The sequence below is a fragment of the Paenibacillus salivarius genome, assembly GCF_051307165.1.
Classification (GTDB): Bacteria; Bacillota; Bacilli; order Paenibacillales; family Paenibacillaceae; genus Fontibacillus.
The window spans coordinates 2,535,053-2,558,387 of record NZ_CP195592.1 but is presented as its reverse complement, the minus strand read 5'-3'; the positions used below and the strand labels follow the sequence as shown (position 1 = coordinate 2,558,387).

Genomic DNA, 23,335 nt, shown 5'->3' with positions numbered 1-23,335 from the left:
AGTCTGGGCTTCGCAAAATCATAACCACCCGTCCAACGGGTGGTTTGCTCTTGGGGTATAACCCCTCGTTGCCAAACTGCGCCTAAAGACGCTAGCCTGACAATAAAGTTGTTCAGGCTCAGTGTTATTTGTCACTTTCACTTACCAGTTAAACTGGTTTACTTCTTCTTGCTACTGTTTCTGCTGAATGGATCTTCATACTCTTTTACACTCAGTTTATCAACTGCTTGATCATGTGCCTCTTGCTCACGTATATATTTTGCGACAGTGGCCTCATTCAAGCCCACCGTGCTGACGTAGTATCCCTCCGCCCAAAATTTCCGATTTCCATATTTATACTTCAGGCTGGCATGCTTCTCAAATATCATTAGTGAGCTCTTTCCCTTTAGATATCCCATGAATGATGATACTGAGATTTTTGGAGGTATTGCCACCAACATATGTACATGATCTGGCATCATGTGACCTTCTATGATCTCCACTCCCTTGTATTTACATAAACGCTTGAATATTTCGATCAAGTCTTTCCTCACTTGATTATAGATCTCTTTCCGTCTATACTTCGGGGTGAACACGATGTGATATTTGCACATCCACTTCGTGTGAGCTAGGCTATAGCTCTTGTTTGCCATCTAAGACCATTCCTTTCATTATTGAGCCTGAACATCTCAATTTTATGGGAATGGTCTTGTTGGTCAAACCCTAGATCCCTCCACCCGCATAGCGGGTGGTTTTTTGTTTCGCACGCTTCGCGAGCTCAACTGGCTAAAGCCATAATAAAAAGCGACCGCCGCAATCGGGCAGTCGCTTTTCGATTTTACAATGAGGCCGCAGGGGCTTCATCCGCTTCGGATGGAATTAAGATTTCAAACACCTTGCCATGCTGTAAAATCGTAATTCCTTTGTCGCGGTCTTTCATGACAACAACCTCCGGCTTCACGGACATGCGCTCGAGATAATGCTTCGGAACTTCTCCGGAATCGCTAATCGTGACGCCTTCAATTTCCTGCTCATCATTTTCCTGCAGATCGATTTCGATGGCTTTCTCGAACAAATCGGAAAATAGCTCAAAGTTGTCGGTATAAACGGAAATACATTTCATTGGAATCTCATCCTCTACTATCATAATCTTGTTTTGTCACTCTTCTCTATTTTTCCTTACTTGTGACCTTTTCATACGTTTCTTGCCTTCCCTGCACACATCGAGCAACGGGCATACCTGGCAGTTCGGATTCTGGGCCTTGCAATGGTATCTGCCGAAAAAAATGAGCCGATGATGCGTTTGCGTCCACTCATCCCGAGGAACCCGCTTCATGAGCTTCTTTTCGACTTCCAGTACGGAATCGTTCCAGTTTGCCAGACCCAGCCGCTTGCTTACCCGCTCCACATGCGTATCGACCGCGATGGCAGGTACTCCAAACGCGTTGGAAACGACCACATTCGCCGTCTTTCTCCCGACACCCGGCAGTTCGACCAGCTTATCGTGCTCGCTCGGTACCTCTCCGCCATACTGTTCTATCAAAATCCGACAAAGATTTTGGATATGCTTCGCCTTGCTCCGGAACAGACCGATCTTCCGGATATCCTGCTCCAATTCCTCGAGCGGAACAGAGATGTAATCTTCGGGAGTTTTATATTTTTGGAACAAATCGGCGGTCACTTTGTTCACGGTCGCATCGGTACACTGTGCGGACAGCAGAACGGCCACCGTTAACTCAAACGCGTTGCTGTGGTTCAGTTCGCAGTGCGCATCGGGAAACATGGCGGCGATGGTGTCGAGGATATGACGCACGCCAGCAGCATTCACTCTTACCCACCCCCTAGCGGTAATTTAATAATTCGTCTTTTGATCGCGATGCCTTTCATAGAAGATACTCGACTTCGAATCTTGCTTTCAGGCGTGTCCTCCGGTGCTCACGTAGGCTCCTCCTACGCTCCGCTCCTCTGACACTACCTTCACGCAACATTCTCGGCGCTGAAAAGCCGAATTATTAATTCCTCTTCTCATTGCGGTAATTTAATAATCCGTCTTTTGATCGCGGTGCCTCTCATAGAAGCCTACTCGACTTCGAATCTTGCATTCAGGCGTGTCCTCCGGTGCTCTCGTAGGCTCCTCCTACGCTCCGCTCCTCTGACACGACCTTCACGCAACCTTCTCGGCGCTGAAAAGTCGAATTATTAATTCCTCTTCTCATTGCGGTAATTTAATAATCCGTCTTTTGATTGCGGTGCCTCTCATGGAAGCCTACTCGACTTCGAATCTTGCTTTCAGGCGTGTCCTCCGGTGCTCACGTAGGCTCCTCCTACGCTCCGCTCCTCTGACACGACCTTCACGCAACCTTCTTGGCGCTGAAAAGCCAAATTATTAAATCCTCATCTAATTGCGGAAATTTAATAATCCGTCTTTTGATCGCGGTGCCTCTCATGGAAGCCTACTCGACTTCGAATCTTGCATTCAGGCGTGTCCTCCGGTGCTCACGTAGGCTCCTCCTACGCTCCGCTCCTCTGACACTGCCTTCACGCAACCTTCTCGGCGCTGAAAAGCCGAATTATTAATTCCTCTTCTCATTGCGGAAGCTTAATAATTCGTTCATGGATCGCAATCCCCGAACGTTGAAAAACCGTCCTGAACGGGAATGATCCCGTATCAAGACGGTTATTCTCACGAAAAATGACTATTGTTTTTCCACTTCAACGAGTTTATCGCCGTTGAAATACAGAACAATTTTATCATTTTCCTGTAAAGATTGCACGGATAATGTCGTGTCACCTTGGTGAATATATACTTCCGGCGTGATCGTAAAACGGTAATTGTTGTCGGTCAGGTCAGATCTCCACACTTGGAGCTCCTTAGTAATCGTATTATATCTTGAGACTTTGCGCTCAAGCGGAGTCAATACGTTGACAATAATGGAACCGTCCGTACCCTTGCGGACTTCTACGTGATCGGAAGTCGTCAAGCTGGTGGTGCCTGTGCTGACGGAAGTTCCTCTTACGACTTTGACGCCGGCCGTAAGTGAGAAGGACTCCGATGAACCGGAGAACGGCTTGACGGTAAGGGCCGAACCATCCACGCTCAGAATTTTGCCTAGTGTAAGCTTAACGACTTGAAGCGATGTTGCCGTCAGGCCGCTGAAATTAACGTTAATCGTTTGACCGGCCTGAATGTCGGATACTTTAATCGCCGTGCCGTTGTCCGCAAGCAGGGTTGCTTTATCGACATAAAAATCTCTTGTGATTCCGTCCGCCGTTGCACGAATGCGGCTGTTCGACGTATTTACGGATACGACTTCAAATTGAACCGATTTTTTCACGGCCAGGGTTTGGAGTGCATCCTGATTCGTCGTCAGGACGGCAGTTACCGGGTCGCCGACTTTTAGATCCGCCAAGGTTGCGCCCGATTTTCCATACATTTCGATGGAAGGCGCGGTCCCTTGATACGGCACCACTGCCGTTTTCCCGTTTGGAAGCAAAATCGAAATTTTCTTGGCTGTCGTATCAACGGTTAGGAAAGTTCCCTCATATTTGTACACGATCGACAGTGACAGCACGCGATCCCCAATATGCGTCACGCTAATCTTTCTACCTTCGGACAGTAAAGATTCGGCGCCTGACAACGTGGGGGTTGTAGTGTTATACTCCACTTTCGTCTTGTCGTCCAAGGTAAAAGCATGAACCTTCTTGGCCGAGTCAACGACCATAAGGGCCTTGTATTTTGCCTCATATTTTACGACCGTGAGATCGGACAATTGCTCCGATTGCCTTCCGGTTACAACGATTTTGGTAATCTGATCGTCCGGATTGATGGTCAGTTCCACTTTATCCCCGCCGTTCACGTCCGCGATCAAATCGTCGAGCGTAGCATCCGCAATTCCGTTGATGACGACAACGGGCTTGTCGGCTAGGGATTTGATCTCCGCCTTGCCCGAAGCATTCGTGTAGCTGATCAGTTTATCCCCATCAATGCTCAGCAGCGTTCCGGTTACGGTACGCTCCATGCCTTGGGTAATTTCCAGGCGCGTCAAAACGCTGTTTTCAACCGTATATTTCACGGAAGCTCCCGCCTGAATTTCACCCGCATTATTCAGCAGTTGATTTTGATATACGAATACCGATCTGTCATCAAACTTGAACGTTTCTGCGTTACCGGAGGAATCCTTGATACGGACGGTTTTGTCGCTCAGGCTGACCGCATCCACCGTACCGTTGCCGGACTTGTTGACGATCGCCGATTTGACCTGTACGATGACCGGCTTTTTCTCACTGCTGAACGTTTCACGCTGAACGACAATGGTGCTGTCTTCCGTCACATTATCGATGCTGATCGGATTCCCGTTCCGATCGATAAAACTCGTGTTCGAGTCGTAGGTATAAGTAATGGCCTCATTGTTTACTAGCACGAGCAATTTATTTCCTGGTAGCTTTTTCAGCAATGTTCCTTCAGTGCTCTCCAGCTGCTGCTTCGAATCCCGCACTTCCACATAAGCCGCCGAGCCTACTTTGTCCACGGCCAACACCTTGGTGTACAGTTGCAAAGCGCTTTTGGTCGTTTTCGTCTCGGAATCCTTCGTGAAATACACGGAACGGCTATCCAACGAAAAGCTCTTCATTTTGCCGTCCGCATAAAGCGTCAGTTTGTTATCCGTCAGTTCGGTGACAATGCCTTCGTATACGTTACTGTAGCCCGGAGTCACGTATTCTCCTCCACGGCTGAAGAACGTCGCCAACTGGGCCCGCGTTACTTTGCCGAGCGGATCGAATTTGTTCCCCTCTACCCCGTTGGTCAACTGAAGCTGTACCGCTACATTGACGTAACCGCGGGCGGATGACGAAATGCTGGCCTGATCGGCAAAACCGGTGGATGCTCCGGCAGCCGCCTTGGCTTCGGTATCTTTTCCGAGTGCGCGTACCAAAAGCTTGGCGATCCATTCACGGGAAGCTTTTTTCTCGCCCCAAGATTCATTCGCTCCAGTGGCCTTCACTTCTTCCGTTTTGTCGATCAGCTTTTGACTCAATGCCAGTTCCAGATAAGGTTTAAAATAATTCCCTACCTTGAGGTCCGTCGTCGCTCCCGAACCGTCGCCCAGCTTGGACTCCAGATTCATGAAGCGGATAGCCATCGTAATGGCTTCCTGTTGGGTTACGCTGTCTCCGGGGCGGAATTTGCCGGCATCCCCCAAAATGATTCCTTCGGCCGCCAGCTTATAAATATGCTTTTCAGCCCAAAAACCGTCCTTCACGTCACTAAATATCAAAGAAGCCGCCGTCGTCGTTGCTGTTGTCGCTGCGGAGGGTTGCACCTCATCCGCGAAAGCGGCGGTTCCCCCGCCAAGGCACATGGCCGTTACGAGCATGGTGGATACTGCCTTCTTCGTGCTGCGTCTAAAACTACGTTTATAAGATGACATTACATTCTCCCCTTTTAAAAAATGGTCACTCTACCATGTTCGACGCCCGGTCATCCTGTTCCTCTAAAAATCGACTAATTTCTTGTCATCGGATGCTCGAGCTCTTCATGGCCCATCAAAGTGTCCACTTGGTTACCGTCCACCAGCAACTCGATCGACTCGACTTCCGGAAACTGAAACATCGTCTGCTTCAGCGCATCGAGGGCAAGCACTTCGCCCCCTGCGCCAAGCCGAGCTTCATCGGGGAGCGTGATATCGACGGTCAGTTGACCGTTTTCCAGCTTGGCCGTATGAAATTCGACTTTTCCCCACAGTGGGAACAATGCGCTATCGCCGCTAGTTTTCAAAGTTTGCAGAGCGGATAAATATTTTTCGGCTTCATCCTTATAACTAATCTCTGCGGAGGTCTTTTTAAGATCTAGCATTTGATCGTCGGTATAGTAGGTTTCGATCGTTTTCTTCACCGTCCGGTCGGTCTCGCTTTGAACCGGAGTTTCCGTTTTCTCGGGTACGGTATTGGTTTCTCCCGCAGCGGCCGAGCCTGTCTGAACCGTTTCCGTGCCGGTGTCTCCGGAACCGCTCGCCACGGGGTCGTTTGCCGGTGAAGCCTCAGGCTTTTGTCCGCATCCGGTGCTCAAAGCGAGCAGGAGAACGAGCATCCCGATTGTCCAAGTTTTTCTGTTCATTGTCGCTTCCTCCTTTTACCGTCATGGGGTTATTGCAAGCCGAGATATTCCTTGATGCCTTTGACGATTCCTTCGGCCACCCGGTTTTGAAAATCTGCCGTATAAAGCACGGCATCATCGCTCTTATTGCTGAGATATCCGCATTCAAGCAGCACGGCAGGCATTTTCGTCTCACGCGTCACATGCAGGCTCTTTGTGCGAACTCCACGATCCTTCAGGCCCGAGGATTCAACAAGATACTTATGCATGACATTGGCCAAAGCCTTGCTTTCGGAGCGGGTATAGTACGTTTCCACACCGGTAGCGGTGGCGCTGCCCGAGTTGGCATGAACCGAAATGAACAAGTCCGCGTTCAGATCATTCGCAATTTTGACCCGATCCTGCAACGTCGGATATGTGTCACTGCTTCGCGTCAACACAAAATCGATATCCGATTCTTGCTTGAGCAGTTCCTGGACTTTTAAAACGACAGCCAGGTTAAAATCCTTTTCTTTCTTTTTGGTGACGCTGATTGCCCCAGGGTCGCTGCCGCCGTGACCGGCGTCGATGACGACAAGTTTTTTCCCGCCGCCGCCAGGCACCGTCCCGGAATCCGTGTTGAGGTTAACGATAATCAGTCCGTCATTGTTATTGATCAGTTCATAGTTCTTCGCATAATTCATATCCAGAACGACACGAATTGTAGATGGCTGCTCGCTGAACAAGGCGTAGCGGACTTTCGATACATCGGGATAATCCGTGACATCGATATAGCCGTTTTTCGTCTGGTCCAGCATCTGGTTGTTCGAAAACGTATCGGCAAACTTCGCGTTAGGAATGTCTACCACAATCCGGTCAGGTCCTGTCATCGTAAAAATACTAGGCTTCACATTTTTGTCCACGGCGATCATTAGCTGGTTTTCGCTAAAGCTGATACCGCCGACATTCGCCAGATTTTCGGTAACGGCCGGTGTTTCACCTGACTGACCGCCTCCGTCTCCGGGCGCGGTGTTTCCGGTGGAGCCGCCTGTCCCGTTTCCGCTTCCGGAATCCGGGGTAATGAGATATGCGGCCTTTTTCTCATTGTTCCAACTGACTGTGAGTCCCATCTGCTCGCCGACGAACCGAAGCGGTACCAATGTCGTATCGGTTGCCAATATCGGAGCGGCCGCGAGTTTGATTTCCTTGCCGTTTACCGTTGCCGTGGTTTTGTCCACGACCAGTTTTAATACGGTTCCTGTCTGCTGTATAGTTACCGTGCGCGTCTGTTTTTTCCATTCGACGTCAAAACCCAGCTCCTCCACGACGACACGAATTGGAATCATCACATTTCCCTTTACATTGCGGACTTCGCCATTCTCGGGCAATGTAAGCGCCTTACCATCCAGATAAATGCTGGTACTTGCCGAGGCGGCTTGTCCGATTTGCGGTAAAACAAACAAAAACATAGCAAAAAACATAAACACCGAAAACCCTATTTTTTTCATCCGTCACCCCTACCATCCTAAAATTTTGCCTCATGATGACCGGGTGAACAGCCAGAGTCCCAGGCATCACCAGACGAAACATTAGACGCCCAAAATCCTCAAAAGTTGCGATATTATGCTATTTTTTTTGCCAAAATAAGAAAACCCCGGAGCGTTTGCTCCAGGGTAGACCTATCTATTTTTTAAAAGGATGTTCCAATTCGACATGCCCCATCAAGGTTTCCAGCTTTTCTCCGTCCACCGTCAATTCCAAAGATTTGACCTCGTCGAACTGGAAAAAGGTTTGTTTAAGGGCATCGATGGCCAGCGATTCGCCCCCGGCGCCAAAACGCGCCTCATCTGGCAACGAAATATCCACCGTGAGTTCCCCACCTGCGAATTGAACCGAGTTTAAAATCGTTTTTTCCCACAAAGACATCATTCCCGGCTCAGCGGTTTGCAACGTTTTAAAAGCTCCCTCGTACTTCGCAAGCTCGTCCGTGTACTTGATTTCCCGTTCCACCGGCTTAAGTTCCATCATATCGTCATCCGTAAAATACGTCGCGATTTGCAGGGTGGCAGGTTGCGGAGCTTCTACGCTTTCCGTTCCTTTACCTTCCTCGTTTCCGGCACCATGGCTAGTCGCGCCTTGTTCCGGCGGATTAACCGTTTCGGCATCGTTGACCTGAGCTTCCTGAACGGGTTCATTATCTACCGGCGCCGCCTGCGGTTTTTGGCCGCATCCGGCCGACAGTAGTAGCAAGATCAGAAGAAGTCCGGTAACCCCTAGTTTTTTCATGACCCTACCTCCTTTTTGAAAACCTTCCTAGTTCCGTCGATACGGGCTACAATCCCAAATATTCCTTGATTCCGGCCACGATGCCTTCCGCGACGCGCTGTTGGAAGTCTTCGGAATACATCAAAGCCTCGTCCGTTTTATGTTTGAGATAACCGACTTCAAGCAAAACCGCAGGCATTTTCGTTTCCCGTGTCACATGCAGGCTTTTTTTGCGAACATTCCGGTCCGCCAATCCCGTGGATTCCACCAGATGCTTGTGCATGACGTCCGCAAACGGCTTGCTTTCGTCCCTGGAATAATAAGTCTCGGAGCCGCTCGGGCTCGTCTTGCTGTCCACGCTGTTGCCGTGAATCGACACAAAGGCGCTTGCGTTAAGATTATTGGCCAGTTTGGCACGATCCGCGAGCGATACTGTGGCGTCATCGGTTCGTGTCATGACGTAAGACAATCCCGTCTCTTGCTTCAACAACGTTTCGACCTTCAATGCCACAGCGAGGGTGAAATCCTTTTCCAGTCGGTTGGTAATGCTGACCGCGCCCGGTGCGCTGCCGCCGTGTCCCGCATCGATGACAACAAGCGGTTTGCCGTTTCCGCCCGGTTGGACGGATGGCTCTGTAGCTGTAGAGGACAAATCGACGAGGACCAAACCGCTGCCGTCGTTCGTCACCTGGTATTGGACCGCCCGCTGTAAATCCGCGACGATTCTTACCGTCGAAGGATTGCTGCTGAACAAGGAATAGCGGATTTGCGACACGTCCGGATAACCGGAAACCGGAAACTGTCCCCGGAGCGTCTCGTCAAGTTGAAGCGTCTCCTTTATGCTATCCGCGAAAGTCGCGTTCGGGATATCGACAACCAGCCGATCAGGGCCGCTCATCATAAATACACTCGGTTGAATCGGTCCGTCGGCCGCGATCATCAGGCGATTCTCGCTAAAGCTGATCCCTTTGACATAGCTTAGATCAGCGGATTGCCCGCTGCTATTTCCTGTGGTTACGTCTGGTATGTAAGCATTGTTCTCCCCGGTAACCGCATCTTCCGGAAATACGCTTTCCCCGCTCCCGGTTTCGGGAGAAGAAGTTCCTTTGCCAGGAAGTATGGCGCTTCCGCCACCTCCGTCCGGACTATACAGATAGACGGATTTCGTATCGTTGTTCCAGCTTACCTTGAGTCCGGTTTGTTCACCGACAAACCTGAGCGGAACCATCGTCGAATTATTTTGCAGGATCGGGGGAGCCGACAAGGCAACGCTTTCACCGTCGACATTGGCCGACCGGTTGCCTACCGTAAGCTGCAATTGCTTTTCACCCTGGAGAATCGTCACCGAACCCGTTTTCTGATCCCACTTCACCTCATAGCCCAGGCTTTCGATCACGACCCTTAACGGAACCATGACATTGCCGTCAATATTGCCCGCTTGGGCATTTGCCGGCTGGTTCAGCTCCACACCGTCCAGATAAATATGCGTTCCGCCCGGTGCTGCTTGACCCGTTCCGGCGAAAGCCAGCAGAAAAATTGCCAAAAACATCAGAAAGCCGATTTTTTTCATTATGGAATCCCTGCCTCCAAGATTACTAATTGCTTCCATAATATCAGAAATCGACGTTAACTGATAGACTTATATTTTCATAGAAAGACAAAAACCGCCCCGGATTAACGCAAATCCTCGGGCGGTTCCTGTTAAAAAGACATTATGCGAATTTCTTCGCCTCATAAGCGGCGATCAGATCTTCATGCTGAAGGGTCAGGCCGATATCGTCCAGCCCTTGCAAAAGGAACTGGCGCCGGTGTTCATCCAGATCAAACGAAAGACTCAGGCCATATTCGTCCGTGATCGTTTTGTTTTCCAGGTCCACGGTCATTTGATAACCTTCATGCTTAGCGGTGCGTTGGAACAAATCTTCCACTTGCTCTTCCGACAGTTTGATCGGCAAAATGCCGTTTTTGAAACAGTTGTTGTAAAAAATATCGGCAAAAGAAGGCGCGATCACGCAGCGGAATCCATAATCGAGAATCGCCCAAGGCGCATGCTCCCGGGAGGAGCCGCAGCCGAAGTTGACGCGCGAAATCAGGATCGAGGCCCCGTTGTAGCGGGGTTTGTTCAGTTCGAATTCCGGATTCACATTGCCTTCCGTGTCAAAACGCCATTCATAGAACAAAAATTGTCCGAATCCCGTACGTTCGATTCTTTTCAGAAATTGCTTCGGAATGATAGCGTCGGTATCGACATTGACGCGGTCCACAGGACCGACGATGCCGGTCAGTTTTTTAAATGCTTCCATGGTTTGTATTCTCCCCTCTTCGCCTGTTAGCTTACGACTTCGCTCTTCACATTCCACTCGCGGACATCGACGAAGCGGCCTTTGATTGCCGCAGCCGCCGCCATGGCCGGAGATACGAGGTGCGTTCTGCCGCCGCGGCCTTGGCGTCCTTCAAAGTTGCGGTTGGAGGTCGATGCGCAGCGTTGTCCCGGCTGAAGCACGTCAGGGTTCATCGCCAGGCACATACTGCAGCCTGCGTCGCGCCATTCAAATCCGGCTTCTTTAAAGATTTGATCCAGCCCTTCTTTTTCCGCCTGGATTTTCACGCGTCCGGATCCAGGCACGACGATAGCCGTTACCTTATCGGACACTTTGTATCCTTTGGCGACCTGGGCAGCCGCGCGCAAATCTTCGATCCGGCCGTTCGTGCAGGAACCGATAAATACATAATCGATTTCGATATCGGTCATCGGCGTTCCCGGCGTCAATCCCATATATTCGAGCGCCTTTTCAGCCGCTTTGCGTTCATTCTCGGTAGCGAAGTCCGCAGGATTCGGAACGCGGTCGCTGATGCTGGTTCCCATGCCCGGGCTGGTTCCCCAAGTGACTTGCGGAATCAGGGAATCCACGTCGAATTCCACGACGCGATCGAATTCGGCGCCTTCGTCCGTCGTCAGCTTTCTCCATTCGGCTACGGCTTGTTCAAAAGCTTCTCCTTGAGGCACATGCTCACGGCCGCGCAAATAGTTGAACGTCGTTTCGTCCGGCGCGATTAATCCGGCTCTGGCTCCGGCTTCGATCGACATGTTGCAGACCGTCATCCGCTCTTCCATCGACAACTCACGGATGGCTTCACCCGTATACTCGATAACATAACCTGTTGCAAAATCGGTGCCGTACTTGGCGATAACGCCCAGAATCAAGTCCTTTGCCGTAACGCCCGGTTTGCGCTTGCCGACAAAACGCACTTCCAGCGTCTTGGCTTTGGCTTGCTGCAAACATTGAGTCGCCAGCACGTGTTCCACTTCGCTCGTTCCGATTCCGAAAGCGAGAGCGCCGAAAGCCCCGTGAGTCGACGTATGGCTGTCGCCGCAAACGATCGTCTTGCCCGGATGGGTCAATCCGAGTTCAGGTCCCATAACGTGAACAACGCCTTGGTCGATCGTGTCCAAATCGTACAGCGTAACGCCGAAATCGCGGCAGTTGTTGGACAGCGTATCGATTTGCTGCTTGGAAATCGGATCCGAAATGTTGTAACGGTCCTTGGTCGGAACGTTATGGTCCATCGTCGCAAAAGTAAGCTCAGGACGGCGAACTTTGCGCCCGCTCAAACGCAAGCCTTCAAACGCCTGCGGCGAGGTTACTTCGTGAACGAGATGCAAATCGATGTACAAGATGCTCGGTTTGCCCTCTTCTTGGTAGATTACGTGGTTATCCCAGATTTTTTCGTACATTGTTTTTTTGCTGGTCATTAAACTCACCCCATCAAAGAATTCGAACATGTTTCTGTTGAAACCAATATAACATTTCGGCTCTAATTGTTCCAAGATATAAAAACTATAAAAGCGATAGGTTCATCCTATAAGAAGTGTTGCATTGAACGGGAATTCTTGTGTTGCAATGTAAAAAATCGCGTTATACTAAGGACATTACATAGCTAGATTTACTAGACAGGAGGATACTTGAACTATGAGACTTATCGCTAAACGCGCTTTGCAGTTCTTTTTAGCCGCCTTATTCGCGGTTATCCCGAATCCCGTAACAAACATTGCATCCGCGGCAGAGTATACAACCCTCCCAAGTCCCCTTTGGACTGCAGACGTACCGGCCGATACGACAACCGACGAATATTCCAAAGACTATTATTTCGCAGGCAGCAGGTCATTTCCCGTCGTTAACGAGGATTCCCGGACTTTTTTCACATTCCTGTACCAGTCGGACCGCTCAACAGGCAAGACCAAACAGATATACAAATTGCTTGCCCTGGACGACGAAAACGGACGGCAGAAGTGGGTTCGTACTTCCCCATTAAAGTACAATTCGTTTGATATGGATCGTTTTGGAAACTTTTATTACCTTGATGAAGAAGTGAACGGTAGCAAAAAAATGTACAAGTTGGTCGCCCTGGATTCAAACAATAAGCAAAGATGGGTCAAAACGTTTAATGAGACAATCAGTTACCGTGTGCTTGAAGACGGACGAATTGCCGTCATTACTTTTTCAAAACATAATGAGACCCTGTCCCTTTTCTCGAATGAAGGTAAACCGGTCGTTACAAGAAAGTTTGCCGGGGGCATAAGACATATTCAGGGAAATTACATAAGCGTGCTAAACCCACAAGCGCCGGGCAACACGACGACCATCGATATTTACTCCATCTCTACCGGCAAGAAAATCGTGACGGCCGTTCAACCGCAGGATTATATCAATATCGTACACGCCGACTTCGACGTTCTGAGCGGCGGATCGATTCTCGTTCCTATCCGTAACGCTAAAACCGGTGTGGAGACCCTATACGGCTATTCGCCCGACGGGCAAAAAAAATGGAGCAGGACACTGCCAAAATCGTCGCAAGTAGCTGAATACGGAACGATGTACGCATACACGATCTATGACTCCTTATACATGTCCGTCGGCAACAACTTTGTGATTCAGGACCATAATAAACTTAGCTTATATGACACAAGCAACAGACTGATCGCGGAAAAGACGTTCTCGGATTTGCCGGGACAGGGCAGATTGAAAAGGTTGGATGATCAGACTATGGTCTTTGGGGCTGTCGAACAAAAGCAACCTTGGTATTTTGCCTATGAACCCGAACCGAAGAAGGCGGTCTACTATGTCTTGGACGCCCGCACTTTGGGAATCAAAAATTCTATCCTGCTCGAGGACGCTCTTTTTAACCAGGCGGACGTACGTTTTCATGATGCGAATACGTTTTACATCGACACGAAGAACCGCCTTGCCAAGTATGTTCTGAATTAGTCCGATCACGGCAATGAAAGAGCCCTCCCTTTACAAGGGGGGCTTTTAACGTTTAGAGAATTTATGGATCTGATGCTTCACGACGTTTGTTATCGCTTTCCTACGGTTTCCATTTATGTCCGCAGTTTCTGCAGCGGTTGACACGCTTCCTCATAAAGCTGAACACCGATATGATGATAAAAACAAATCCGGCAATAACCAACGGCCAGTATACGAGCAAACCCAACCAAAGCAGGCAGCCGCCGGCCGCAAACCACAACAAGAAATAGTATAGTTTGCTTCTGGAAACCACATTATCGGATTTGCATTCGGGACAACGTTCCCATGCGTCTGTCATTTCTTTCTCTCCTCATTTGTCCTTGCACAATATTAGAATGAATCGATTCCCATCACATGGTCTTGCGGAACCGGGCCAATATTCCGGCTGTCATTGCTGTTGTTCCGGTTGTCACCCATGACGAAAACGTGACCCGCGGGAACTTCCCAGCTTTGCTCCACGCCGGCTTCCATCTGTTCCTTGATGTACGGCTCGTATAATTCTTCTCCATTGCGGTATACTTTGCCGTCTCGGATCTCTATTTTATCTCCTGGCAAGCCTATCACTCTTTTGACATAGAATATTGCTTCCTCTTCCCCGCCGGTCAAAATTTTGATGAGCGGATGTTCCTTGAGATCGTCCATAAACGAACGCTCCCTGTCGACGCGGCTATCAATGATGACGATATCTCCGTAATCCGGCAGTCTGTCAAAGGTGTGGCTGACCTTCCAAGCGTATATACGCTGTTTGTCGTTCAAGGTCGGTTCCATGGAATGGCCGTCGACTTTATAAGGTTGAATCACAAAAATACCGATAATCAAACTGAGTACAAACCCGATCACGACCGCAGCGCCCCAGCCTTGAATCTCCTTCCAGATCTTTTTCAAAGATACATACCTCCAAAACAAGCATTTTGGTTCTATTATACCTGGAATTCCCCGACAATCTCAAACTTGATGTTTCTTACGCTCCAGGCAATCCCCCGTCTGCTTTCGGGATCAGCCTATGTAGGATATAATGATGATAGGTTTCGCTTATAAGTGGAACACCTGATACAAATTATTAAAAAGGATGATGGTATGGAACTTCGTCAACTGCAATATACGCTGAAAATAGCCGAGGAACGGAACTTCTCCAGGGCTGCCGATAAGCTTCATATCGCCCAGCCTTCGCTCAGCCAGCAGCTGTCCAAACTGGAACAGGAGCTCGGCGTCAAACTATTCCAGCGGAACACGAGCACCGTGGAGCTCACTTATGCGGGGGCCAGTTTTATCGAGCACGCCAAAAAAATCATGGACGCGGTCGAGCAGCTGCGGCAGGAAATGGACGATATTTCACAGCTGCGGGCCGGCCGTGTCGTCATCGGCAGTATGCCGATTACCGGTTCCCACCTGCTGCCTTATGTTCTTCCCACGTTCAAGGAGGCGTATCCCGAAATCCAGGTCGCCCTGCTCGAGGATACCTCGCTCAACCTCGAGAAGCTGACCGCGGGCGGAGGTACGGATTTGAGCCTCCTTTCGCTTCCGCTGCAGGAGCCGAGCCTTACTTATGAACCGATCGGCGAGGAAATGATCGATTTGGCCGTTCCTCCGCAGCATCCGCTCGCCGCGCTGGAAGCGCGGACCGAAAAGGTCTCCTTGGAGCGGCTCAAGGACGAGCCTTTTATCGTACTTAAAAAAGGCCAAGGTTTTCGCAAGCTGACGATCGATTTGTGCCGAAACGCGGGCTTTGAGCCGAATGTCGTTTTCGAAAGCAACAATATCGAAACCGTGCAATCCCTGGTAGCGGCTGGCATGGGGATTACGCTCGTGCCCCGATTTATCGCCCGCGCAAAACGGAGCGAGCTGATTCCCGTATATCTGCCGCTCGCCTCAGACCCAAGCCGGACGCTGGTGATCGCCTACCGGAAAGGACGGTATTTGTCCAAAGCGGCGGAAGCGTTCATCGAAACGTTTAAATCGACGCTGGCCGAGCGTTACAAATCGTAAACATCCGTCCTCCGGTCGGTGAATACCGGGATGCGCTCCCTTACCCGGCGGACGAGATTCAGATCCACCCGGGCGGTAACGATCTCTTCCCCTTCTCCGCCCTCGGCGACCACTTCGCCCCAAGGGTCAATGATGAGCGAATGGCCGAAGAAGACGTCATTGCCCCCGATGCCGGTCCGGTTGCAGGCGATGACATACATCTGATTTTCAATCGCCCGGGCCGTCAGCAAGGTCCGCCAATGATGAAGACGGGGATGCGGCCATTCCGCCGGAACGAACAGCATTTGAATACCTTTCAACGCAAGGGTCCGCGCCAGTTCCGGGAAGCGGATATCATAACAAATGGAGGCACCCGCCTTGATTCCGTCAAGTTCAAACGAGACCGTCCTGTCGCCTGAAGCCAAATGCTTCTCTTCCTCCATCAATCCGAACAGGTGAATTTTGGAGTAAGCTCCGGCTTCAAGGCCATTCCGGTCAAATACCAGCATCGTATTATAAATCCGGTCTCCGCGTTTCTCCGCAATCGAGCCGGCCACCACATGGACGCCGTGCCTCTTCGCAAACCCGGATACCCATTTCCGGGTTTCGTACCCATCAGGATCGGCGAGTTCCTCGATATGTTCTAACGCATATCCGGTGTTCCACATCTCCGGGAGTACGATCAAATCCGGTTTGACCGCCGAGCGGACGGCCTGCTCCATTTTTTTCTCCATCGCCATCTTGTTCAGCTCCGGTTCGCCGAGCACGATATCCGTTTGAATTAAGGCGATCTGCCATTCCTCCGGCTTAACACTCTCATTCTCTTCAAGCATGCTTTCAACCCCCTTAAAATTCGTACGAAGGATTTGACTTTCATCTTAATCGCGAAAGCATAACCATGCAACCGTATGCCCCAAATCTCTCTATGCAGCTAGGATAAATCATGATAAATTTATCATAATATTTTTCGATCACGAACCGGATGGTGAAGCTCATGAAGCCAAATCAAGCGCACGGAGGCATTCCTCCACTGGACATACAACCCGCCCAAATGATGCAAAAGCTGCCGAAACAATTTTTTGCCACCCTGGTCGCCGAGGTGAACCGCGAAATCGCTGCGGGACACGATATCATCAACCTGGGACAGGGGAATCCGGATCGCCCGACTCCGGAACACATCGTTCACGCTGCCCAGGCGGCCGTTGCCGACCCGCAGTTTCACAAATATTCCCCTTTCCGGGGATATTCCTTTCTAAAAGAAGCGGTAGCCAAGCGATATGCGGAAGATTACGGCGTCGTGCTCGATCCCGAGACGGAGGTGGCGATCCTGTTCGGAGGCAAAACCGGTCTTGTGCAGATCAGCCAAATTTTGCTCAATCCCGGCGACGTCTGTCTTGTACCTGACCCGGGCTACCCGGATTATTGGTCGGGAATCGCCCTTGCCGGCGCTGAAATGTCGTTCATGCCGCTGCGTGAAGACAACGCGTTTTTGCCGGACTTCGCCGCCATTGCGCCGGGCATACGGGAACGCGCCAAGCTTATGTTTTTGAACTACCCGAACAATCCGACGGCCGCAACGGCCCCGCTCGCCTTTTATGAAGACACGGTTGCTTTCGCCGCCGGACACGGCATCGCCGTCGCCAGCGACTTTGCTTACGGGGCGATCGGCTTTGACGGCAAACGTCCGGTCAGTTTTTTGCAAGCCGAAGGCGCCAAGGAGGTCGGCGTGGAGTATTATACGCTGTCCAAAACGTATAACATGGCCGGCTGGCGCGTCGCCTTTGCGGTCGGAAACCAACGGATCATTTCATATATCAATTTGCTCCAGGATCACATTTACGTCAGCTTATTCGGCGGGATCCAGAAGGCGGCCGAAGCCGCTTTGACATCCTCGCAGCAGTGTGTCGCCAATCTCGTGTACGTGTACGAGTCCCGAAGGAACGCTTTTTTCGGTGCGCTGGAAGGTATCGGCTGGCATGCCCGTAAATCCGAAGGCTCCTTTTTTGCTTGGCTTCCGGTGCCGAATAATTATGACTCCGCCACCTTCGCGGATCTGCTGCTAAAACAGGCTAAAGTAGCCGTCGCCCCCGGTACGGGATTCGGACGGCACGGGGAGGGCTTCGTCCGGATCGGCTTGCTGACGTCGGAAGAACGGCTGGTTGAAGCGGTGGACCGGATCGGGAAATTAGGCATTTTTTGAGCTCGTTTTGATGCATAGTCCGCCATTTTCTTTTGCAAAGCCCTGTACGGCATGGTATTCTATCAGTAATTCAACACATAAACGCGATGACGGGACCAGTAAGAAGCCCCGCGGCCTTTCAGAGAGCAAATTCCTTGGCTGTAAGAATTTGCGGACCGCCGTTTCCGAATCCTACCCCCGAGCGGCCGGCCGAAAACGCCGGACAGCGCCCCTGTTACCGGGCTACCGGAGTCGGATGATAAATCATCAATAAAGGTGGTACCGCGGAAGTCTAACTTTCGTCCTTTGCGTATAAGGACGAAAGTTTTTTTGTTTTTCTGGCCGCGAACTTGCGCCGGATTTATTTATCATATTTCATTAGGAGTAGGAGTGATCTCCATGTCACGTCGCATCGTCGTTAAAATCGGCAGCAGCTCGCTGACCGTACCGGGAGGAGGATTGAATCGCGACGCCCTCAACTATTACGCTTCGGAGCTTGCCGGGCTAAGATCCGCCGATATGCAGGTGCTGCTTGTCACCTCGGGCGCCGTCGCCGCGGGATTCCGCGAAATCGGCTATCCGGAAAGACCGAAGCTGCTGCATGAGAAACAGGCCGCAGCCGCGGTCGGCCAGGCCTTGCTGATGCAAACTTATCGCGAGGCGCTATCGGTTCACGGCGTGTCCGCCGCCCAGGTGCTGCTGACGAGGTCCGATTTCCAAAACCGCAAACGGATGGGGAACGCCAGCATGGCGCTCGAGGAGCTGCTTGGACGGGGCATCCTGCCGATCATTAACGAGAACGATACCGTTTCGGTCGATGAGCTGAAGTTCGGGGATAACGATACGTTGTCCGCCCTTGTAGCCAATTTGATCAAGGCGGATCAGCTACTCATTTTGACCGATACCGACGGCCTCTATACCAAAGATCCTCGAATCGATCCTTCGGCCGAGCGGTTCGAGCGGGTGCAGGAAATTACGGAGGAGATTTACGCCATCGCCGGCGGGGCCGGATCATCGGTCGGAACCGGGGGCATGCGCTCCAAAATCGATGCCGCCAAAATCGCCTCCCGCGGCGGAGTTCCGGTATTCATCGGCAAAGTGGAGCATCCGGGCGAGCTTCGTCAATCGGTGGACGGAAGCGGACGCGGGACCTATTTTGAAAATCACCATTCCGCCCTGCCCCGAAAAAAACAATGGCTCGGCTTTATGTCGACCCCGATCGGCACATTGACCGTCGACCCCGGTGCGGAAGAAGCGCTTATTCACGGCGGCCGCAGCCTGCTCCCCGTAGGCATCCGCAGCGCTAAAGGAAACTTCCATACCGGCGACGTCGTCGAAGTGCAAAATACGGACGGCGAATTGCTGGGACGAGGCATTGTCAATTACGATGCGGAACAGCTGCAGGACATCCTGGGCCTATCCAGCAGTGAAGTGATGAAACGGATGAACGAGGTTCACCGTCTCGAAGTGATTCATCGGGACGAATGGATTTCATTAAAATAATGATAGTTCATAGTTCATAATATTAAAGGAGGTTTTTCGTATGAGTGAAGTAAGAATCAAAGCAGAACTGGCCGGTAAAGCGGCCGCCGTCCTAAGCTCCTTGACCACGGACCAAAAAAATGAAGCACTGCTGGCTGCCGCCCAAGCGATCATCGACAACAGCGAAGCGATTATCGCGGCCAACCGGGATGACTTGCAGCGCGGCCGCGAGAACGGCACGTCCGAGTCCTTGCTGGACCGGCTGGCCCTGAACGAGCAGCGCATCGCCGGGATCGCCGAGGGGCTGCGGCAAATCGCCGATCTCCCGGATCCGGTCGGTGACGTGCTCGAAACGATCGATCGCCCGAACGGGCTGCACATCGTGAAACAGCGCGTTCCGCTCGGCGTGATCGGCATCATTTATGAAGCCCGACCAAATGTCACGGTCGACGCTGCGGGTCTATGTCTCAAAACCGGCAATGCCGTCGTGCTTCGCGGCGGCTCATCCGCCCTATCGTCCAACCGCAAAATCGTGGAGATTATTCATGGGGCGCTTGCTACATCGTCCATTCCGAAGGACGCGGTCCAGCTCATCGAAGATCCGAACCGTTCCTCCGTGGACGAAATGCTCAAGCTGAACGGACTGCTGGACGTCGTTATTCCGCGCGGAGGCAGCTCCCTGATCCAGACCGTGGTGCAAAACGCCACCGTGCCCGTTATCGAAACCGGCGCCGGCATTTGCCATACGTACCTGGACGCCTCGGCAGAACCCGAAATGGCGGCGGCGATTTCGCTCAACGCCAAAGTGCAGCGACCTTCCGTCTGCAATGCGATGGAAACGTTGCTCGTCCATCAGGAATACGCCCAGAAGCATCTGGCCGATTTGGCGGAACGCTTCCGGGAAGCCAAGGTTGAGCTCAGGGGTTGCGAAGCGACACGTCAGCTCGTAGATTGGGCCAAACCGGCCACCGATGAAGATTACGCAACGGAGTACAACGATTATATATTAAACGTGAAAATTGTCCATGACCTAGATGAAGCGCTGGCCCATATCGCCCGTTTCGGCACGAAACATTCCGAATGCATCGTTACGGCCGACACCGCTCATGCGCAGCGGTTCCAACAGGAAGTGGACGCAGCCGCGGTATATCACAATGCATCGACGCGCTTTACCGACGGCTTTGAGTTCGGCTTCGGCGCGGAAATCGGCATCAGCACCCAGAAGCTTCATGCCCGTGGACCGATGGGACTTCCGGCTCTGACCTCAAGCAAGTATATCATTCACGGCAACGGTCAGATTCGGCAGTAATATGGTGATCGAATAACGGTCCTGGCGACCGTTACATACAGGAGGAGTTAGCAATGAACACCAATACGAAAATCTGTTTTTACGGCGCGGGCTCCATGGCCGAAGCGATCGTGCGAGGCATGATTCACAAGCGCGTCGCCGAACCGCAGCAAATCGTCATGTTGAATCGCAGCAGCGCCGAGCGGCTCAAGACTTTGTCCGATCAATACGGCGTCGTTACCGGAAACAGCGAAGCCGATAAGAATAAACATCTTACGGAAAGTTCCGTTATCGTGCTTGCCATGAAGCCCAAGGATGCCGGAGAAGCAATAAAAGCGCTGGGCCCCCTTTTGAAGGAAAGTCAACTGATCGTCTCGGTGATCGCAGGCCTTTCCATTTCCACGATCCAAGCGCTGCTCGACAAACAAGTTCCGGTAGCCAGAACGATGCCGAATACGTCCAGTTCGATCGGGCTCGGTGCGACCGGAATCTCTTTTTCGCCGGAAGTTACGCAAGAGCAGACAAGCCAGGTGATGTCCATTTTCGAAGCGGTAGGAAGCGTCAGCGTCATTCCGGAAGAAAAAATGGAGATTTTAACCGGCATTTCCGGCAGCGGCCCCGCTTACATTTATTATATGATGGAAGCGATGATCGCCGCGGGGATCGAGGGCGGTTTGTCCGCGCAGCAGGCCCGTGATTTGACGGTGCAAACCGTGCTCGGCACAGCCAACATGATGATCGAAACCGGCGAAGAGCCGGCTAAACTGCGCAAAGATATTACGTCGCCGAACGGTTCGACTCAGGCTGCACTTGAGGTTCTTGCCGCACGCGGGTTTGAGGATGCGGTCAAGGCTGCCGTACACCGCTGCGCGGAACGTTCCCGCGAGATGGGTGAAGCCGTGAAAGAGGCGTTGTTGTAATTAGCAACCCTAGCGGGAATGCGGAAGCATTTTGGCGGCATAATTCGGAATCCGGTTTTACGGCGGGAAGGAGGCCTGTAGATAAGATGGATTTTCCTGACATTCCGTTTGAAGAAAAACAGACCGCCTTGGAGAACCTTCGCCGCGTTAAGGCCGACTTCGCCGGCCGCGGATGGTTCCCCGGCATGAGCGGAAGCTTGTCGGCTCGGGTCGGCTCTTACTCGCCGGACCGGTTTCATTTCGCCATCACTGCCGGTAGTAAAAACGACTCCGCGAATCCGCCGGAAGGAAACTTTCTGTTCGTCAACACCGACGGCAAGCCATGCGAAGTGACCGGGCTCATACCAATCGACGATACGCCCATTCACGCCAAAATCTACCGCATGACCGGCTGCGGCGCCATTTTCCACGTGCACACCGTTTTCAACAGTCTTCTCAGCGAATACTATGGAGATCTGGGCTATGTACCGGCCCGTGATATTGAGCTGATCAAAGAACTGGGCATTTGAGCGGACAATAAGGTGATACAAATTCCGGTGCTTCCTAATTTTTCGGCGATCGCGATGATCGCAAAACAAATTCCAGAAGCGCTGAAGTCGGATATTCCCGGCCTACTGCTCCGTAGCCACGGCATCTATGCCTGGGGCTGCGACATCATAGAAGCCAAGCGCCGGTTGGAAGCATTCGAATTCATATTCGAGGTGCTATACCGTCAGTTAATGCTTCCTCCAAAATAACGGGAATTCCTCCTGTTAAATTAACCGATCCACCGCATTATTCAAAAACAAACGGAAAACCTCCCTCTATTCGACCGGTCATTCGCCTCAAATGGCAATAACCGCCGAATTAACGGGAGGTTTTCCTGTTATAACAAGGATACCGTTTGTTTGCATTAAATTAACGGTACATTTTCCGGTTAGTTCATTGGGCGAACTTAAATGCAAGTTAATTTCGGTTTTTTGCCCCCCACTCGCACAACTCCTCCAAAGCAGGGATTAATGTTTTCGCTTTCGCCGTAAGACTGTATTCCACTTTCGGGGGAATTTGAGGATACTCTCTTCTTAACACCATACCGTCCGCCTCCAACTCCTTGAGCTGCGAACTCAACGTTTTAAAAGTAATCGCTCCTATTTGCCTCTTCAGATCATTAAAACGAACAGTTTGGTTCTCTGCTTCCGCAAGGAGATAGATAATAACCATCTTCCATTTCCCGCCAATCACTGACAAGGTATATCCAAAAGGTGTATCTTGCAAGTTTTTGACTTTGCCTCTGTATCCAGCCATCCCCATACTCACACTATCCTTTCTGATAGTACCTATCCTTAAAGTGCGTACTGTTTTTTTATTTACCCCCATTTTATACTAGCCTTACTTTGAACTAAAGGAGAGAAAAAAATGGCAAATATTAAAACTTACGATCACGGTGTTGCATGGGAAGAGGGGAACGGCGTAACCCAGGGCTATTCCGTCAACGGAACGATCTACATCTCCGGGCAGTTTTCCCACGATATGGAGGGCTCCTTCGTCGGTGCCGGCGATATTGAAGCACAGACCCGGCAGACGTTGGAAAATCTCGACCGCGTGCTGTCCGGATTCGGGGTCACCAGGTCGCAACTCGCATACGTGGAGATTTACTTGACGAACCCCCAAGAACATTTTGAAACGTGCATCGGTCTGTTCAAAGAATACATGGGCCAGCACCGCCCCGCCGGCACTCTTCTAGGTGTGACGTACCTGGCGTTCCCTGATCAGCTGATCGAAATCAGCGCCGTGGCCCATAAGGACTAACCGGGCTGTAAGTAGGGCGACATTGGGTAATAAAAAGCGGCAGTCCGGGACTCCAATGGGATCCTTTTCTGCCGCTGTACATGTTATAAA

21 protein-coding genes and 1 pseudogene are annotated in these 23,335 nt (G+C 51.3%); 8 read left to right on the top strand and 14 right to left on the bottom strand.

Annotated elements, in window-relative coordinates; genetic code table 11:
• Positions 1–158: 158 nt before the first annotated feature.
• The 10 genes from tnpA to leuC form a co-directional block, all read right to left on the bottom strand.
• Positions 159–632, bottom strand: coding sequence for an IS200/IS605 family transposase (tnpA, locus tag ACSFXJ_RS11575; RefSeq protein ID WP_025848656.1), 474 nt, complete (start codon positions 630–632; stop codon positions 159–161).
• Between the two features lie 185 nt (positions 633–817).
• Positions 818–1,102 carry an NAD/NADP transhydrogenase alpha subunit gene (locus ACSFXJ_RS11570; RefSeq protein WP_435925389.1) on the bottom strand — a complete coding sequence of 95 codons (285 nt, stop codon included), beginning with the start codon at positions 1,100–1,102 and terminating at the stop codon, positions 818–820.
• A gap of 36 nt (positions 1,103–1,138) precedes the next feature.
• Positions 1,139–1,807 (bottom strand): endonuclease III, encoded by a 669-nt coding sequence (gene nth / locus ACSFXJ_RS11565; protein ID WP_435925388.1) that lies wholly within the window; start codon positions 1,805–1,807, stop codon positions 1,139–1,141.
• A gap of 868 nt (positions 1,808–2,675) precedes the next feature.
• On the bottom strand, positions 2,676–5,408 hold the full coding sequence (locus ACSFXJ_RS11560; RefSeq protein WP_435925386.1) for an S-layer homology domain-containing protein: 2,733 nt from the start codon (positions 5,406–5,408) through the stop codon (positions 2,676–2,678).
• 74 nt (positions 5,409–5,482) lie between these two features.
• Positions 5,483–6,094, bottom strand: a complete 612-nt coding sequence (locus ACSFXJ_RS11555; protein ID WP_435925384.1) for a GerMN domain-containing protein — start codon at positions 6,092–6,094, stop codon at positions 5,483–5,485.
• Between the two features lie 29 nt (positions 6,095–6,123).
• Complete coding sequence (locus ACSFXJ_RS11550) at positions 6,124–7,560, bottom strand: N-acetylmuramoyl-L-alanine amidase (RefSeq protein ID WP_435925382.1); 1,437 nt, start codon at positions 7,558–7,560, stop codon at positions 6,124–6,126.
• A gap of 175 nt (positions 7,561–7,735) precedes the next feature.
• Positions 7,736–8,338, bottom strand: a complete 603-nt coding sequence (locus ACSFXJ_RS11545; RefSeq protein WP_435925381.1) for a GerMN domain-containing protein — start codon at positions 8,336–8,338, stop codon at positions 7,736–7,738.
• 46 nt (positions 8,339–8,384) lie between these two features.
• Positions 8,385–9,887, bottom strand: a complete 1,503-nt coding sequence (locus ACSFXJ_RS11540; RefSeq protein WP_435925379.1) for an N-acetylmuramoyl-L-alanine amidase — start codon at positions 9,885–9,887, stop codon at positions 8,385–8,387.
• 142 nt (positions 9,888–10,029) lie between these two features.
• Entirely contained in the window at positions 10,030–10,620 is a 591-nt protein-coding gene (leuD, locus tag ACSFXJ_RS11535; protein ID WP_435925378.1) for a 3-isopropylmalate dehydratase small subunit, read from the bottom strand.
• Between the two features lie 26 nt (positions 10,621–10,646).
• Positions 10,647–12,071, bottom strand: coding sequence for a 3-isopropylmalate dehydratase large subunit (gene leuC, locus ACSFXJ_RS11530; RefSeq protein WP_435925376.1), 1,425 nt, complete (start codon positions 12,069–12,071; stop codon positions 10,647–10,649).
• Between the two features lie 217 nt (positions 12,072–12,288).
• Here leuC and ACSFXJ_RS11525 point away from each other — a divergent pair, with 217 nt between their 5' ends.
• Entirely contained in the window at positions 12,289–13,584 is a 1,296-nt protein-coding gene (locus ACSFXJ_RS11525; RefSeq protein ID WP_435925374.1) for a hypothetical protein, read from the top strand.
• 100 nt (positions 13,585–13,684) lie between these two features.
• On the opposite strand, the gene ACSFXJ_RS11520 is transcribed toward ACSFXJ_RS11525, so the two are convergent.
• Complete coding sequence (locus ACSFXJ_RS11520) at positions 13,685–13,921, bottom strand: hypothetical protein (RefSeq protein ID WP_435925372.1); 237 nt, start codon at positions 13,919–13,921, stop codon at positions 13,685–13,687.
• A gap of 32 nt (positions 13,922–13,953) precedes the next feature.
• Positions 13,954–14,508 (bottom strand): signal peptidase I, encoded by a 555-nt coding sequence (gene lepB / locus ACSFXJ_RS11515; RefSeq protein WP_435925370.1) that lies wholly within the window; start codon positions 14,506–14,508, stop codon positions 13,954–13,956.
• Positions 14,509–14,700: 192 nt separating this feature from the next.
• On the opposite strand from lepB, the gene ACSFXJ_RS11510 reads away from it, so the two are divergent.
• Positions 14,701–15,609 (top strand): LysR family transcriptional regulator, encoded by a 909-nt coding sequence (locus tag ACSFXJ_RS11510; protein ID WP_435925368.1) that lies wholly within the window; start codon positions 14,701–14,703, stop codon positions 15,607–15,609.
• Here the strand turns inward: ACSFXJ_RS11510 and ACSFXJ_RS11505 are convergent.
• Positions 15,597–16,421 (bottom strand): carbon-nitrogen family hydrolase, encoded by an 825-nt coding sequence (locus tag ACSFXJ_RS11505; protein ID WP_435925366.1) that lies wholly within the window; start codon positions 16,419–16,421, stop codon positions 15,597–15,599. The genes ACSFXJ_RS11510 and ACSFXJ_RS11505 overlap by 13 nt on opposite strands.
• 161 nt (positions 16,422–16,582) lie before the next feature.
• On the opposite strand from ACSFXJ_RS11505, the gene ACSFXJ_RS11500 reads away from it, so the two are divergent.
• The 5 genes and pseudogenes from ACSFXJ_RS11500 (at position 16,583) to mtnB (ending at position 22,194) form a co-directional block, all read left to right on the top strand.
• Positions 16,583–17,788, top strand: a complete 1,206-nt coding sequence (locus ACSFXJ_RS11500) for a pyridoxal phosphate-dependent aminotransferase (protein WP_435925364.1) — start codon at positions 16,583–16,585, stop codon at positions 17,786–17,788.
• A gap of 378 nt (positions 17,789–18,166) precedes the next feature.
• Positions 18,167–19,270: a glutamate 5-kinase gene (gene proB, locus ACSFXJ_RS11495; protein WP_435925362.1), complete on the top strand. Its 1,104-nt coding sequence runs from the start codon at positions 18,167–18,169 to the stop codon at positions 19,268–19,270.
• 40 nt (positions 19,271–19,310) lie between these two features.
• A complete protein-coding gene (locus ACSFXJ_RS11490) occupies positions 19,311–20,558 on the top strand; it encodes a glutamate-5-semialdehyde dehydrogenase (protein WP_435925361.1) in 1,248 nt (415 codons plus the stop codon).
• Positions 20,559–20,611: 53 nt separating this feature from the next.
• Positions 20,612–21,457: a pyrroline-5-carboxylate reductase gene (gene proC / locus ACSFXJ_RS11485; protein WP_435925359.1), complete on the top strand. Its 846-nt coding sequence runs from the start codon at positions 20,612–20,614 to the stop codon at positions 21,455–21,457.
• A gap of 86 nt (positions 21,458–21,543) precedes the next feature.
• Positions 21,544–22,194: pseudogene (gene mtnB / locus ACSFXJ_RS11480) on the top strand (methylthioribulose 1-phosphate dehydratase).
• A 208-nt stretch (positions 22,195–22,402) separates the two neighbouring features.
• Here mtnB and ACSFXJ_RS11475 read toward each other — a convergent pair.
• Positions 22,403–22,747 carry a winged helix-turn-helix transcriptional regulator gene (locus ACSFXJ_RS11475; RefSeq protein ID WP_435925357.1) on the bottom strand — a complete coding sequence of 115 codons (345 nt, stop codon included), beginning with the start codon at positions 22,745–22,747 and terminating at the stop codon, positions 22,403–22,405.
• Positions 22,748–22,852: 105 nt separating this feature from the next.
• Between ACSFXJ_RS11475 and ACSFXJ_RS11470 the strand changes: the two genes are divergently transcribed.
• Positions 22,853–23,245, top strand: a complete 393-nt coding sequence (locus ACSFXJ_RS11470; protein ID WP_435925355.1) for a RidA family protein — start codon at positions 22,853–22,855, stop codon at positions 23,243–23,245.
• The last annotated feature ends 90 nt before the right edge of the window (positions 23,246–23,335 follow it).

Bases quoted from the DNA above. Each gene is read 5' to 3' on its own strand.
- proC (WP_435925359.1), top strand. From the start codon at position 20,612: ATGAACACCAATACGAAAATCTGTTTTTACGGCGCGGGCTCCATGGCC.
- ACSFXJ_RS11570 (WP_435925389.1), bottom strand. From the start codon at position 1,102: ATGAAATGTATTTCCGTTTATACCGACAACTTTGAGCTATTTTCCGAT.
- ACSFXJ_RS11540 (WP_435925379.1), bottom strand. From the start codon at position 9,887: ATGAAAAAAATCGGCTTTCTGATGTTTTTGGCAATTTTTCTGCTGGCT.
- proB (WP_435925362.1), top strand. From the start codon at position 18,167: ATGTCACGTCGCATCGTCGTTAAAATCGGCAGCAGCTCGCTGACCGTA.
- leuD (WP_435925378.1), bottom strand. From the start codon at position 10,620: ATGGAAGCATTTAAAAAACTGACCGGCATCGTCGGTCCTGTGGACCGC.
- ACSFXJ_RS11560 (WP_435925386.1), bottom strand. From the start codon at position 5,408: ATGTCATCTTATAAACGTAGTTTTAGACGCAGCACGAAGAAGGCAGTA.
- ACSFXJ_RS11545 (WP_435925381.1), bottom strand. From the start codon at position 8,338: ATGAAAAAACTAGGGGTTACCGGACTTCTTCTGATCTTGCTACTACTG.
- ACSFXJ_RS11505 (WP_435925366.1), bottom strand. From the start codon at position 16,421: ATGCTTGAAGAGAATGAGAGTGTTAAGCCGGAGGAATGGCAGATCGCC.
- ACSFXJ_RS11500 (WP_435925364.1), top strand. From the start codon at position 16,583: ATGAAGCCAAATCAAGCGCACGGAGGCATTCCTCCACTGGACATACAA.
- ACSFXJ_RS11550 (WP_435925382.1), bottom strand. From the start codon at position 7,560: ATGAAAAAAATAGGGTTTTCGGTGTTTATGTTTTTTGCTATGTTTTTG.
- ACSFXJ_RS11470 (WP_435925355.1), top strand. From the start codon at position 22,853: ATGGCAAATATTAAAACTTACGATCACGGTGTTGCATGGGAAGAGGGG.
- ACSFXJ_RS11475 (WP_435925357.1), bottom strand. From the start codon at position 22,747: ATGGGGATGGCTGGATACAGAGGCAAAGTCAAAAACTTGCAAGATACA.
- ACSFXJ_RS11510 (WP_435925368.1), top strand. From the start codon at position 14,701: ATGGAACTTCGTCAACTGCAATATACGCTGAAAATAGCCGAGGAACGG.
- ACSFXJ_RS11490 (WP_435925361.1), top strand. From the start codon at position 19,311: ATGAGTGAAGTAAGAATCAAAGCAGAACTGGCCGGTAAAGCGGCCGCC.
- ACSFXJ_RS11520 (WP_435925372.1), bottom strand. From the start codon at position 13,921: ATGACAGACGCATGGGAACGTTGTCCCGAATGCAAATCCGATAATGTG.
- leuC (WP_435925376.1), bottom strand. From the start codon at position 12,071: ATGACCAGCAAAAAAACAATGTACGAAAAAATCTGGGATAACCACGTA.
- ACSFXJ_RS11555 (WP_435925384.1), bottom strand. From the start codon at position 6,094: ATGAACAGAAAAACTTGGACAATCGGGATGCTCGTTCTCCTGCTCGCT.
- ACSFXJ_RS11525 (WP_435925374.1), top strand. From the start codon at position 12,289: ATGAGACTTATCGCTAAACGCGCTTTGCAGTTCTTTTTAGCCGCCTTA.
- tnpA (WP_025848656.1), bottom strand. From the start codon at position 632: ATGGCAAACAAGAGCTATAGCCTAGCTCACACGAAGTGGATGTGCAAA.